This is a genomic window from Pseudoroseicyclus tamaricis (assembly GCF_012070395.1).
In the GTDB taxonomy this organism is placed as follows: domain Bacteria; phylum Pseudomonadota; class Alphaproteobacteria; order Rhodobacterales; family Rhodobacteraceae; genus Pseudoroseicyclus_A; species Pseudoroseicyclus_A tamaricis.
This window is the reverse complement of record NZ_JAAFYS010000004.1, coordinates 62,383-75,131: the sequence shown is the minus strand read 5'-3', so window position 1 is coordinate 75,131 and position 12,749 is coordinate 62,383. Positions and strand designations below refer to the sequence as shown.

Annotated in this window: 15 protein-coding genes; 9 read left to right on the top strand and 6 right to left on the bottom strand. The window is 68.9% G+C overall.

All coding sequences use genetic code 11. From position 1 onward, the window contains the following. The first annotated feature begins 119 nt into the window (after positions 1–119). Positions 120–590, top strand: a complete 471-nt coding sequence (locus GY170_RS16195) for a GNAT family N-acetyltransferase (protein ID WP_163895555.1) — start codon at positions 120–122, stop codon at positions 588–590. Positions 591–621: 31 nt separating this feature from the next. Here GY170_RS16195 and GY170_RS16190 read toward each other — a convergent pair whose 3' ends face one another. Further along, entirely contained in the window at positions 622–1,092 is a 471-nt protein-coding gene (locus GY170_RS16190) for an MOSC domain-containing protein (RefSeq protein WP_235924229.1), read from the bottom strand. Between the two features lie 61 nt (positions 1,093–1,153). On the opposite strand from GY170_RS16190, the gene ettA reads away from it, so the two are divergent. Next, entirely contained in the window at positions 1,154–2,809 is a 1,656-nt protein-coding gene (gene ettA / locus GY170_RS16185) for an energy-dependent translational throttle protein EttA (RefSeq protein WP_163895553.1), read from the top strand. Positions 2,810–3,055: 246 nt separating this feature from the next. Here ettA and GY170_RS16180 read toward each other — a convergent pair whose 3' ends face one another. Both GY170_RS16180 and GY170_RS16175 read right to left on the bottom strand, forming a co-directional pair. Continuing rightward, on the bottom strand, positions 3,056–3,391 hold the full coding sequence (locus tag GY170_RS16180) for a hypothetical protein (protein WP_163895551.1): 336 nt from the start codon (positions 3,389–3,391) through the stop codon (positions 3,056–3,058). Then, positions 3,388–3,942 carry a Panacea domain-containing protein gene (locus tag GY170_RS16175; RefSeq protein WP_167803329.1) on the bottom strand — a complete coding sequence of 185 codons (555 nt, stop codon included), beginning with the start codon at positions 3,940–3,942 and terminating at the stop codon, positions 3,388–3,390. Before GY170_RS16175 ends, GY170_RS16180 begins: the two co-directional genes overlap by 4 nt. A 522-nt stretch (positions 3,943–4,464) precedes the next feature. Between GY170_RS16175 and GY170_RS16170 the strand changes: the two genes are divergently transcribed. After that, positions 4,465–4,671, top strand: coding sequence for a cold-shock protein (locus tag GY170_RS16170; protein ID WP_163895547.1), 207 nt, complete (start codon positions 4,465–4,467; stop codon positions 4,669–4,671). A 104-nt stretch (positions 4,672–4,775) separates the two neighbouring features. Here the strand turns inward: GY170_RS16170 and GY170_RS16165 are convergent, their stop codons facing one another. Further along, positions 4,776–5,432 (bottom strand): HupA family protein, encoded by a 657-nt coding sequence (locus tag GY170_RS16165; protein ID WP_163895545.1) that lies wholly within the window; start codon positions 5,430–5,432, stop codon positions 4,776–4,778. 201 nt (positions 5,433–5,633) lie between these two features. Here GY170_RS16165 and GY170_RS16160 point away from each other — a divergent pair, with 201 nt between their 5' ends. After that, complete coding sequence (locus GY170_RS16160) at positions 5,634–5,867, top strand: hypothetical protein (RefSeq protein WP_163895543.1); 234 nt, start codon at positions 5,634–5,636, stop codon at positions 5,865–5,867. Positions 5,868–6,006: 139 nt separating this feature from the next. Then, complete coding sequence (locus GY170_RS16155; protein WP_163895541.1) at positions 6,007–6,213, top strand: cold-shock protein; 207 nt, start codon at positions 6,007–6,009, stop codon at positions 6,211–6,213. A gap of 62 nt (positions 6,214–6,275) precedes the next feature. On the opposite strand, the gene GY170_RS16150 is transcribed toward GY170_RS16155, so the two are convergent. Next, on the bottom strand, positions 6,276–6,875 hold the full coding sequence (locus GY170_RS16150; RefSeq protein ID WP_235924228.1) for an arylesterase: 600 nt from the start codon (positions 6,873–6,875) through the stop codon (positions 6,276–6,278). A gap of 97 nt (positions 6,876–6,972) precedes the next feature. Between GY170_RS16150 and GY170_RS16145 the strand changes: the two genes are divergently transcribed. From GY170_RS16145 to GY170_RS16135, 3 genes are read left to right on the top strand one after another with little or no spacing between them, the layout of a single operon-like run. Continuing rightward, on the top strand, positions 6,973–7,686 hold the full coding sequence (locus GY170_RS16145) for an ABC transporter ATP-binding protein (protein WP_163895537.1): 714 nt from the start codon (positions 6,973–6,975) through the stop codon (positions 7,684–7,686). Beyond that, on the top strand, positions 7,683–10,202 hold the full coding sequence (locus GY170_RS16140; RefSeq protein WP_163895535.1) for an ABC transporter permease: 2,520 nt from the start codon (positions 7,683–7,685) through the stop codon (positions 10,200–10,202). The genes GY170_RS16145 and GY170_RS16140 overlap by 4 nt, the downstream gene beginning before the upstream one ends. Then, a complete protein-coding gene (locus GY170_RS16135) occupies positions 10,199–10,732 on the top strand; it encodes a gamma-glutamylcyclotransferase family protein (RefSeq protein WP_163895533.1) in 534 nt (177 codons plus the stop codon). Before GY170_RS16140 ends, GY170_RS16135 begins: the two co-directional genes overlap by 4 nt. Before the next feature lie 138 nt (positions 10,733–10,870). Here GY170_RS16135 and GY170_RS16130 read toward each other — a convergent pair whose 3' ends face one another. Then, entirely contained in the window at positions 10,871–11,206 is a 336-nt protein-coding gene (locus GY170_RS16130; protein ID WP_163895531.1) for a hypothetical protein, read from the bottom strand. Between the two features lie 135 nt (positions 11,207–11,341). Between GY170_RS16130 and GY170_RS16125 the strand changes: the two genes are divergently transcribed. Further along, on the top strand, positions 11,342–12,376 hold the full coding sequence (locus GY170_RS16125; protein ID WP_163895529.1) for a sodium:calcium antiporter: 1,035 nt from the start codon (positions 11,342–11,344) through the stop codon (positions 12,374–12,376). Positions 12,377–12,749: the final 373 nt, after the last annotated feature.

Below are 12,749 nucleotides of genomic sequence, written 5' to 3'. Positions count from 1 at the left end.
CTCGGCGGGCGGTCTGCGCAGGGTGCGTGGTCGCCACCCACCGCGCCCGCCTCGCACCGCCCCCGCGACTCACCCGGCCAATCTTGCAGCCCCCCAGCCCCTCCCCTAATCCTCTCGCCATGACCGCTCCCGATCTTCGCCTCACCTCCCCTCGCGCGCCGGAGGCCGTCGCCTGCCTGCAGGCCTATTACGCCGAACTGGCGGCCCGCCTCTCCAGCGGCTTCGACGTCTTGCTCTCGGCCGACCCGGAGGCGACCAGTATGGAGCCGCCCCGCGGCGCCTTCTGGGTCGCCTGGGCGGAGGGCGCGGCGATCGGCTGCTGCGGCCTGAAGGGGCATGGCGACTGGGGCGAGGTGAAGCGGCTCTGGGTCTCCCCCTCCGCGCGCGGCCTCGGCCTCGCCCGGCGCTTCATGGCCGCGGTGGAGGCGGAGGCGGCGCGGCTCGGCATGGCGCAGCTGCGTCTCGACACCAACTCGGCGCTGCCCGAGGCCGTCGCCCTCTACCGCCGCGCCGGATGGCGGGAGATCCCCCGCTTCAACGACGACCCCTACCCGGACGTCTTCTTCGAGAAAGACGTCGCCGCCCCGTGACCCGCTCCGGGAGACGCCGCCCCCGGCACCCTCACACCGGCTCCACCCGGTCGCCCAGCGCCACCTCTCCGGGCTCCAGCACCTCGGCGCACCAGCCCCCGTGGCCGCGCATCGCTGCGTAGCCTCCGGGGCCCAGCGCCTCCTCCATGCGGCTGCAGGGATGGCAGGGCACCGTCAGGCGCAGGAGCGCGCCTCCGATTCTCACCTCCCTCTCCTTCAACCCGAGCAGGTTGATCCCCTCCACCACGAGGTTGCGCCGCAGCACCTCCGGCGCCACCGGGCCTGCCCCGAGAAAGCTGCCGATGGCGAGCAGATGCTCCGCCTGGACCAGCGTCACCGCCCGCTTGCCCTTCCTCGCGTGATCGCCCTGCAGGCCGCCCGGCTTCACGAGCACCCGCTCCACCGCCACGACCTCCTCGCGGCGGCCGGACCGGCCCCCGATCCACGTCACGCGCCCCGGCTGCGCCACGCGCGCCATCATGTCCGCCAATGTGCCCCGCATTGCTCCTTCGCCCCGCCCCCGTTATTGAGCGCCGTCGAAACCCCCGCAATGGAGCATCGCCATGGCCGCCTATCAGTACGTGTACCATATGGACGGCGTCTCGAAGACCTACCCCGGCGGCAAGAAGGTGTTCGAGAACATCCGCCTGAGCTTCCTGCCCGGCGTGAAGATCGGCGTCGTCGGCGTCAACGGCGCCGGTAAATCCTCGCTCATGCGCATCATGGCGGGGATGGACAAGGACTTCACTGGCGAGGCGTGGTCCGCCGAGGGCGCCAAGGTCGGCTACCTCCCGCAGGAGCCGCATCTCGACGAGGGCAAGACCGTCCGCGAGAACGTCATGGACGGCGTCGCCGAGAAGCGTGCCATCCTCGAGCGCTACAACGAACTGGCCATGAACTACTCCGACGAGACGGCGGAGGAGATGGCCAAGCTGCAGGACGAGATCGACGCCAAGGACCTGTGGGACCTCGACGCCCAGGTCGACGTCTCGATGGAGGCCCTGCGCTGCCCGCCCGACGATGCCATGCCGGCGAACCTCTCCGGCGGTGAGCGTCGCCGCGTGGCCTTGTGCAAGCTGCTGCTCGAGGCGCCGGACATGCTGCTCCTCGACGAGCCGACCAACCACCTCGATGCCGAGACGATCGCCTGGCTGCAGAACCACCTGATCGCCTACAAGGGCACGATCCTGATCGTCACGCACGACCGCTACTTCCTCGACGACATCACCGGCTGGATCCTCGAGCTCGATCGCGGCCGCGGCATCCCCTACGAGGGCAACTACTCCGCCTGGCTGGAGCAGAAGGCCAAGCGCCTCAGCCAGGAGGCGCGGGAGGACAAGGCCCGCCAGAAGACGCTGGAGCGTGAGCTGGAGTGGATGCGCCAGGGCGCCAAGGCCCGGCAGGCCAAGCAGAAGGCGCGGATCAACGCCTATGAGGAGCTCGCCGGCCAGTCCGAGCGCGAGAAGATCTCCCGCGCGCAGATCGTCATCCCCAACGGCCCCCGCCTCGGCGGCAAGGTCATCGAGGTGGAGGGGCTGAAGAAGGCGATGGGCGACAAGCTCCTCATCGAGGATCTCTCCTTCGCCCTGCCCCCCGGCGGCATCGTCGGCGTCATCGGCCCCAACGGCGCCGGCAAGTCGACGCTCTTCCGCATGCTCACCGGCCAGCTGGAGCCCGACGCGGGCACCGTGGACTACGGCGACACGGTGCAGCTGAGCTTCGTCGACCAGTCGCGTGACACGCTCGATGACAACGCGACGGTCTGGGAGGAGATCTCCGGCGGCGCCGAGCTCATTTCCCTCGGCGACGCGGAGGTGAACTCCCGCGCCTATTGCGGCTCGTTCAACTTCAAGGGGAGCGACCAGCAGAAGAAGGTCGGCCTTCTCTCCGGCGGTGAGCGCAACCGGGTGCACATGGCCAAGCTCCTGAAGAGCGGCGGCAACGTCCTCCTCCTCGACGAGCCGACGAACGACCTCGACGTGGAGACGCTGCGGGCCCTCGAAGACGCGCTGGTCGACTTCGCCGGCTGCGCGGTGGTCATCTCCCACGACCGCTTCTTCCTCGACCGCATCTGCACCCACATCCTCGCCTTCGAGGGCGAGGCGCATGTGGAGTGGTTCGAAGGCAACTTCGAGGATTACGAGGAAGACAAGAAGAAGCGCCTCGGCGTCGATTCGCTGGAGCCGACCCGCGTGAAGTTCAAGAAGTTCGCTCGGTAGCCTGTTGGGTGGGTGTCCAGCCCACCTTACCCCCGGCCGGGCTCTCTTGCCCGGCCGACCTTCAAAAGCGGCGGATCGGCCTCGCTTCGGACGTCGAAGCCCGCGTCCGCGGCGGCAAGGTGGGTTACATACCCACCCTACTTCGGATCGCCTCGTAGGGTGGTATTTAACCCACCTTACCCGGGCCAAGCTGCTTCCACCTCCCCGAACCGTCCCTCCGCAGTCCCTTAGGAAGCAAAAGTTCAGTTAGTCCTTGCGGCCGGTAATATACCCTATGGAGCCGGTAATTACACCGAACACAGGGGTGATTAGGCTACCCAATAACGACCTGTTTTCATCGCTTTCAGAAAGCAAATAGACGCAAACCACTGCAATAAGGACAATGGTGAAAACCGCGACCGCCAGCCCTGCAATGTTGGCCTTCTTTTCATCCCCGTAACCCAAACACCGGCCTACGGCACCCATCTTTTGGTCTAAGACTGGGTCTCTGGTCATTGGGTCAGGGCCGACTGGACCTGAAGGTCCCGGCTGCTCTAGAGCCGATGAGCCAATGGCGTCAGCCGACACATTCGGCTTCTTCATGCGGTAACTTTACCAATTTCTATAAAATGATCGCGGATCATGTTGTCGGGAATGTAATGCAGGCCGTGTTCACGCGCATATGACCATGGGGTCCCAACCGCGTGGGTCATGTCAGATAACTCTTGGCCACTATATCCTTTGTACCGCTTCCATACACGGTCAAAAACGTCGTAGAAGGCCGCATCCCCCTCGCTTACATATGTCGCAGACGGCACCCCTGTCATTGGGTCAACGTCCGTCGCATAGCCGGTGATAGGTCTGAAACGGTACTCTTTAAACTTGTGATAAAGGGTGGAATTAACTGGCCCATGCGGCCACGCCTCGAAACGCTCCCCGACAGCGGGCGATCCCGTCACAGCAAGGTTCCATCCATGCAAGTTGTAGACAAGCTTTTGGATCTTTAGGGGATCAACATCCGTCACCCCCTCATTCCTCGCGCGCACTAGAAAGCTGTTGGCGACCCAAGTTGGCTTATAAACTACACGTTGCGGCGGGTTATTGGTCATCCCCACCACCTCGCGTTGGCCGCCTTCAGCGCGATCTCCTTCCACTCGTCCGCCGTGGTGTCCTCCCGACGTGCCTTCGAACCCGACAAACCGCTGTTGCGGTTGGCCGGTCGCTTTAAACTCGTCTCCGGTTCCTCTCCGGTCGCGATGTGAGCAATGTGCACAGCATTGCCGATAACGTCCGCTAGGCGCCTCTGCCCTTGCGGTCCTTTTGGCATGTTGGCCCTCCTGGCTCGACGGTTGGTCGTCCGTTGGAACAGACACTAACACTTTGTGCGCACATATGTTAGCAAACTGCGAATTTTTCAAGGGATGTAGGCAAGCCGCGGCGCAGCGCAACGCCTGCTACCGCACAATCTAATAGCCATAAAATCACTTATGTTTAAAGTGAGACTCTGCCGTCAAATCCAACGCCCCTTGCGTCACCCCCCTCAAACATGCCATAACAAGAGTCGCTACGATTTCTCTTCGATCCCCTGTTCCCGTCACCGGTACGCAGTCTCGAACTTGAACTGACGAGCCGGGCTGCCGCACTTCAGCGGGCAGCGAACACAGAGGATACTTCACATGGCCACTGGCACCGTGAAATGGTTCAACACCACCAAAGGCTTCGGCTTCATCGCGCCTGACTCCGGCGGCAAGGACGTCTTCGTCCACATCTCCGCCGTCGAGCGCGCCGGCCTCACCGGCCTGTCCGACAACCAGAAGGTCACCTACGACCTCGAGTCCGGCCGTGACGGCCGGCAGTCGGCCACCAACCTGGCCCTGGCCTGACGATCCGGGCCGCCAAGGCCCAGCCGAGATAAAGAAGGGCGCCCCCCGGGGCGCCCTTTTTCGTTGTCCGGCTCCGGAACAGCCAGGCGTCAGTCCACCCGGTCTCAGTCCACCCGGTCGTTGTCTCCGCCGAGCGTGGCCGTGTAGGTCTCCTCCACACCGTCCGTCGTCAGCGTCGCGACGCCCTGGCCGTAGAGCCAGTCGGCCTTCGCACCGTAGAGATCGCCCGTCATGTCGATGCGCAGGTAGATCTGCTCCGGCCCCCAGTCGAGCAGGCCCTGCCCGCCGAGCACGACGGAGGAGGGGGACTCCTCCGGCACCTCTCCCGTCAGCGCCACGCTGCCGCCGGCGACATGGCCGGCACGGTCGTGGAAATCCCACATGGAGCCCGTCACCCCGGCGGTGCCGAAATCCACCGTCACCGCCAGCGCAGCGACGAGATCGGGGTCCTTCACCTGGCTGCCGAAGCTGACGGCGCCGTTAAAGGTGGCGGTGCCGGTCGTGGGCGCGAGGGCGCCGGGCATCGGCTTTCCGCCATAGACCTCGTCATAGACGGTGCCGATGTCGTCCACCCGCTCCTCCTTGCCCTCGAGGTCGAGCGTGTAGCTCTCCGCCCCGTCGGGGCCCGTCGCCGGGTCGCCGGGCGAGCCGCCGCCGCCCGCCGCGCCGCCGCCGGAACAGGCGGCCAGCAGGGCCAGGGCAGGAAGTGTCAGAATGGGGGCAGAGGCCCATCGCGCCGGGCGCAGTGGACGCACAGACATGTCAGTAGCTCCTTCGGGGTCGATCATCATGCGGCCCTCCTCTTCCCGTGGCAATTTGGCGAAAAGTTGACCGGACTGCAAAAGGTTGTCACCCGCGGCCCCCGCCACGCCCCGGCCGTTGCCCTTCTGCCAATCCCGGCCCCCGGCCCGCCTTCTTTACGCCCCATTGAGCGCGAACGATCACGGAAAACGGAGGACGCCATGCTGAACGCCGCGATGATCTTCGGAGCGCTGCTCGGCCTCGTGGCCGCGGCAATCGGCCTCGTTGTCTACGACGTGCCGGTCGCTGTCGCCCTCGCGGCCTACCTGCTCCCCGGGTCCGCGATCATGGGGCTTCTCGTCTGGCGCGCCCTGCCGCCGCGCCAGCAGGCACCGGCGATGGCGCCCCCCCGGGCCGCCCGGGCGACCACACAGAGGCTGCGCGAATCACCTTGATCGACGCAGGGGAAATTAAGAATATTCGGAGTGCGAGTTACTTCTATCTGCCGACTCTTCCGACCGAAGGCCAAGCACGATCGACGCGACGCGCCAGGCCGCTGCACTAAAGCGAGCGGCACCGGGAAGGGAGATCACGATGGCAACCGGTACCGTTAAATGGTTCAACACCACCAAGGGCTACGGCTTCATTGCGCCTGACGGCGGCTCGAAGGACGTCTTCGTCCACATCTCCGCCGTCGAGCGCTCGGGCCTGACCGGCCTCGCCGACAACCAGAAGGTGACGTTCGACCTCGAGACCGGCCGCGACGGCCGGGAGAGCGCCGTCAACCTGTCCCTGGCCTGAGCCGGGACTGACCAATTGCGAAGGGCGCCGGTGCGGGCCGGCGCCCTTCCCCATGCCCCTCCTCAGCCAGCCGGGGCGTCCAGCGCGTCCAGCTCCTCCAGTACCACCGGGCCGAGATCGTCCACGATCCGCTCCACGCCCTCGGCATTGGGGTGCAGCCCGTCGCTCTGGATGAAGGCGGCGCGGGCGGCGTTCAGATCCTCCCCTTCGACGGCGGAGAACCAGTTCTCATAGAGCGTCAGGCCGTATTCCTCGGCCAGCTCCGGGAACATCCCCTCGAAGGCGGTCCTGTAGCCGGCGCCGTAGTTGCTTGCCGCCCTCACGCCGACGAGCAGTACCCGGGCGCCGGCGTCCTCGATCTCCTCGATCATGGCGGCAAGGTTCTCCTGCGCTGCCGCCGGGTCCATCCCGCGGAGCATGTCGTTGGCGCCGAGCTCGAGGATCACGAGGTCCGGCGCATCTCCCAGCGCCCAGGCGAGGCGCTGGCGCCCCATCGCCGTGGTGTCGCCCGAGACGCCGCCGTTGATCACCTCCACCTCGGCTCCGTTCTCCCGCAGCCAGCCTTCCAGCTGCGGCACGAACCCCTCCTCAACCGGCAGGCCGTAGCCTGCGGTGAGCGAATCGCCGAAGGCGAGGATCACATCCTCGGCAGCGGCGGGCAAAGCGGGCGTGCAGAGGAGCGCGAGGCCGGCGGCGAGGTTGCGCAGCCCCCCTCGCCCCCCATATCCAAGGCCACGCGCCCATGAGAGGAGCCGCCCGATGCCGGACACATCCCCTGCCCCACACGCAGCCCTCTCCCTGAGCGATGTCACCTTCTCGCTGATGGGCAATGCGGGGCGGGTGGAGATCCTCAAGGGCATCTCGATGGAGGTGGCAGCGGGGGAGACCTTGGGGCTGGTCGGGCCAAGCGGGTCGGGCAAATCGTCACTCCTCATGCTCATGGGCGGGCTGGAACGCGCCACCTCGGGCCGGGTCACTGCACTGGGAACGGACCTGACGCCCCTCGGGGAGGATGCGCTGGCCCGCTTCCGCAGGGACAATATGGGCGTGGTCTTCCAGTCCTTCCACCTCATCCCCACCATGACGGCGCTGGAAAACGTCGCCACGCCGCTGGAACTGGCCGGCGCCAAGGACGCCTTCGACCGCGCGGAAGCGGAGCTTGAGGCCGTCGGCCTCGCCAGCCGCGCCGGGCATTACCCCAGCCAGCTCTCCGGCGGCGAGCAGCAGCGCGTGGCCCTCGCCCGCGCCTCCGCGCCGCGCCCCCGCCTGCTTCTGGCCGACGAGCCGACGGGCAACCTGGACACGAAGACCGGCCAGCAGGTGATCGACTTGCTCTTCTCCCTGCGCGACCGCCACGGGGCGACGCTGGTCATGGTCACCCACGCCGCCGAGCTGGCGGCGCTCTGCGACCGGACGGTGCGCCTGCATGACGGCCGCGTCGCCCCCGATCAGCCGGTGGAGGCGCCCGCGTGAGCCTCGCCATCGCCGGCCGCCTCGCCCGGCGCGAGCTGCGCGGCGGGCTGAGGGGCTTCGCCATCTTCCTCGCCTGCCTCGCCCTCGGCGTCGCGGCCATCGCCGCCCTCGGCTCCGTCCGCGCCGCGATCACCGCGGGGCTGGAGCAGGAGGGCGCGCGCCTCCTCGGCGGCGATGCGGAGATGACCTTCACCTACCGCTTCGCGACCGAGGACGAGCTCGCCTACATGGACGAGATCTCGCGCGCCCGGTCCGAGCTCGTCGAATTCCGCTCCCTCGCCACCATCGGCGAGGGGGAGACCTCCGAGCGCGCGCTGACGCAGGTGGAGGCGATCGACGGCGCCTATCCCCTGATCGGCTCCGTCACGCTCGATCCCCCGATGCCGCTGGCCGAGGCGCTGGCGGGCAGCGACCTGCCCGGCGCGGTGATGGAGCCGCTGCTGGCCGACCGCCTCGGCCTCGCCCCGGGGGACAGCTTCCGCCTCGGCGAGCAGGAATTCCGCCTGACCGCCATCGTGGAGAGCTACCCCGACAACGCCGCCGGCGGCTTCGGCTTCGGCCCCAAGACCTTCGTGCTGACGGAGGCGCTGGCCGGCTCCGGCCTCATCTCCGAGGGCACGCTTTTCGAGACGAAGTATCGCCTGCTCCTGCCCCCGGAGGCTGACCTCAATGCCCTCCAGCAGGAGGTCCGCGCCCGCTTCCGCGATTCCGGCGTGCGGTGGGAGGACAGCCGCGGCGGCGCCGACGGGGCGGAGGAGTTCGTGGACCGGCTCGCCGCCTTCCTCATCCTCATGGGCCTCGCCGGCCTCGCCGTCGGCGGCGTCGGCATCTCTTCCGCTGTGCGCGCCTACCTCTCCGGCAAGACGGCGACCATCGCCACGCTGCGCTCCCTCGGCGCGGCGCGCTCGACCGTCTTCCTGACCTACCTGATCCAGATCGGCGCCCTCTCCCTACTAGGCATCGCCATCGGCCTCGTCCTCGGCGCCGTGCTGCCCCTGCTCCTCGCGCCCGTCATCGGCGCCGCCCTCCCCATTCCGGCCGTCTTCACGGTCTACCCGGGGCCCTTGGCGGAGGCGGCGCTCTACGGCGGGCTGACGGCGCTGATCTTCACCCTCTGGCCCCTCGCTCGGACGGAGGAGGTCGGCCCCGCCGCGCTCTTCCGCGACGCGTCCGCCGGCGGCCACCTGCCCCGGCCCCGCTACCTCCTCGCCACGGCGGTCCTGCTGGCGGCCCTCGTCGCCTCCGCCGCCTGGCTCTCCGATTCCGTCGAGCTGACGCTGTGGACGGCGGGGGGCATCGCCGGCGCGCTCGCCGCGCTCGCCCTCTCCGCCGTGGCGCTCCGCTGGCTGGCCCGGCGCCTCGCCCGGCCCGCCCGGGGGCGCCCGGCCCTCCGCCTCGCCCTCGGCGCCGTCGGCGCGCGCGGGGGGGAGACGCTCTCCACCGTGCTGGCCCTCGGCCTCGGCCTCGCCGTCCTCGCCGCCGTCGGGCAGATCGACGGCAACATGCGCCGCGCCATCACCGGCGAGCTGCCCCAGGTCGCGCCCTCCTACTTCTTCATCGACATCCAGCCGGACCAGATGGAAGGCTTCATGGCCCGCCTCGACGGTGACGCCGCCGTCTCCCGCGTCGATGCCGCGCCGATGCTGCGCGGCGTGATCACCGCCATCAACGACGTCCCCGCCTCCGAGCTGCCGCCCCACTGGGTGCTCCGCTCCGACCGCGGCCTCACCTATTCCGAGGAGGTGCCCGAGCGCGCCCGGATCACCGCCGGCGAATGGTGGCCGCCGGGCTATGACGGCCCTCCGCAGATCTCCTTCTCCGCCGCCGAGGCCGCGGAGCTCGGGCTGGAGCTGGGCGACGTCATTTCCATGAACATCCTCGGCCGCGAGTTCTCCGGCACTGTCACCAGCTTCCGCGAGGTGGATTTCAACAGCGCCGGCATCGGCTTCGTCATGTCGATGAACCCCTCGGCCCTCGCCGGGGCGCCGCATTCCTTCATCGCCACCGTCTATGCCGAGGAAGCGGCGGAGGCAGCCATCCTGCGCGACCTCGCCAATGCCTATCCCAACATAACCGCCATCTCGATCCGCGAGGCGGTGGAGGAGGCGGCGCGCCTGCTGGGCGGCATCGCCGCCGCCACCCGCTACGGCGCCGGGGTGACGCTGCTGACGGGCTTCCTCGTCCTCATCGGCGCCGCCGCCGCCGGCGAGCGGCAGCGGGCGTGGGAGGCGGCGCTGCTCAAGACGCTGGGCGCCAGCCGCGCCCGCATCCTCCTAAGCTTCGCGCTCCGTGCCACCTTCCTCGGCCTCTGCGCCGGGATCGTGGCGCTGGCGGCGGGGATGGCCGGCGGCTGGGCGGTGATGGAGCAGCTGATGGATCTGGAGTTCGTGCCCGTTTGGGGCAACGCGCTCTTCATCGTCGCCTTCGGCGCCCTCGCCTCCCTTCTCGCCGGCCTCGCCTTCGCGCTCCGCCCACTGGCGGCCAAGCCGGCGCAGGTGCTGAGGGCGCGGGAGTGAGTCCCGTCCGCCGCATCTTCGGCTACGGCAGCCTCGTCAACCGCCTGACCCACCGCTACGCCGAGGCCGCGCCCGCCCGCCTCCCCGGCTTCCGCCGCCACTGGCAGGGGACGCGCCTCCGCGAGGTCGCCTACCTCTCGGTGACGGAAGGGGACGGCCACATCCTCGGCCTCGCCGCGACCGTCCCCGAAGCGGAGTGGGAGGCGCTCGACGCCCGCGAGGGCGCCTACCTCCGCCACGAGCACGCCGAGGGCCTCACCTTCTACCGCGTCGCGCGGGACAACGCCTCGCCCCCCGGCGAGCAGCAGCCGATCCTCCTGAGCTACCTCGACGTCGTCGTCCACGGCTTTCGCGAGGAGTTCGGCGAAGACGGCGCCCGCCACTTCTTCGAGACGACCGACGGCTGGGACCGCCCGATCCTCGACGACCGCAAGGCACCGATCTACCCGCGCGCCCACGAGCAGTCAGCGGAGCTGATGGCGCTGACCGACGCGTTTCTGCGCGAGATCGGGTGTCCGGTTCCTGGATGAGCGCCTTCGGCGCACGCCTTTGAGTACGTTGGGGCTCTGCCCGTCGCCATTGGGGCTCGGACCAATGGCGCCACCAAAGGCGACCCCCCAGGATTTTTTTTGGACCAAAGACAGGGGGCCGAGTTGCGGCCTGCCCCCTCAGTCGCGGCCGGCGAGCTCGTCGAGGAAGCGGGTGATCAGCAGGGCGAGGCCGCCGATGACGAGGGCGCGCCCGATGGAATCGGTGACGTTGGAGGGGGCGAGCGCATGGGTGCTGTCGCGGGCCCAGCCGGCGGCGCGGCGCAGGCGGCCCTTGCGGGGGTGGGCGCCGAAGGGGCGGGCGTCGGGGACGTGGCCGACGCTCGGCTTGGCGACGAGCAGCGCCGCGCCGAAGGCCAGCATGCCTCCCGCATAGGCAGCGGGCAGCCAGCGATCACGCTCAGCGGGGGCCGGAAGGCGCCGGGACGGTAGGGCGCGGGTAATCTTGTTGCTCATCTGCAATCTCCCTTTATCAAGGAACGCGAGGCGGACAGGGGCGTTCCCGCCCCGGTGGAATGCTGCACCAGCAGCGCCGAGTGCGCCAGAGCGGCGCGCGCCGGACCCGCAGCCCGGCACAACCCGGAAGGCGACATGTTCAACGACCTCTCCCTCTGGCTTCTGCTGGCCATCTTCGCCGCCGCCGGCGCCGCCGTCGTCGCCGCCTCCATCAAGGCCACGGGCCTGGCGGACGTCATCGCCGACCGCACCCGCATGGGCGAGGCAATGGCCGGCGGCATCGTCCTCGGCGGGGCGACCTCGCTCTCCGGTGTCGTCGTCTCGGTGACGGCGGCGTCGTCGGGCGATGCCAGCTTCGCGATGTCGAACGCCGTCGGCGGCATCGCCGTGCAGACGCTGTTCCTCGCCCTCGCCGACCTGCTCTACAAGCGCGCGAACCTCGAGCATGCCGCCGCCGAGCCGGCCAACCTCTTCCAGGCGGTGCTTCTGCTGATCTTCCTCAGCCTGCCCGTCGCCGCCATCGCCGGGCCGGACATCGCCTATTTCGGCGTCCACCCGATCTCCGTCGTGCTCTTCCTCGCCTACCTCGCGGGCGTGAGGCTCTCCGCCTCCGTCAGCGAGGCTCCGATGTGGAAACCGGTGGAGACCTCGGACACCCGCCACGACGAGCCGGAGGACGCGGAGGAGGCGAACCGCTCCGCCCTGCGGCCCGCGCTGATCTTCCTCGCGCTGGTCGCCGTCATGGCCGGCTGCGGCTGGGTGATCAGCCAGGTGGGCAGCAGCTTCATCACCCGCTTCTCGCTGTCGTCGAGCCTCGTCGGCGCGCTGCTGACGGCGATCGTCACCTCGCTGCCGGAGCTGGTGACGACGATGGTCGCCGTGCGGAGGGGCGCGCTGCAGCTGGCCGTGGGCGGGATCATCGGGGGGAACACCTTCGACACCCTGTTCATGGTCTTCTCCGACGTCGCCTACCGCGAGGGCTCGATCTACGGTGCCGTCGGGATGAACGATCTCTACTGGCTGGCGACGGGGATGCTGATGACGGCCATCCTGCTCGCCGGCTTGATCATGCGCCAGCGGCGCGGCCCGGCCCGGATCGGCGTGGAGAGCGTGCTGATGATCGTGATCTACGCGAGCGCGGTGGCCGTGGAGGTCTTCGCGCGGGGGTGAGGGTTGTCTCACCGGCTGCAGGCGCAGGGCGAGCGCCTGCCCGTGGGGTGGCGCTTCAACGCTCCCGCAGCAGTACTTTATGCCAGCCAAACCCCTCCCCGCTCCGAGCGACGCACCAAGCCCAGCCAGAGCGCCAGCCCGCCGGGACGGGCAGGCGCTCGCCCTGCGCCTTTGGCGCGTACCGGGCGGGGGAAACAGCTCCGGCCGGGCACTGTCATGCAATCGGGGACATGGGACGCCCCGACCCGTAGGGTGGGTTTCCACCTTCACCCTCCCGGGCAAGCGCCACGCCCGCAGGCGCAGGGCGGGCGCCTGCCCGTGGGGTGGCGCTTCAGCAATCGAGCTGGTGCGCTTTATGCCACCCGAAGACCGG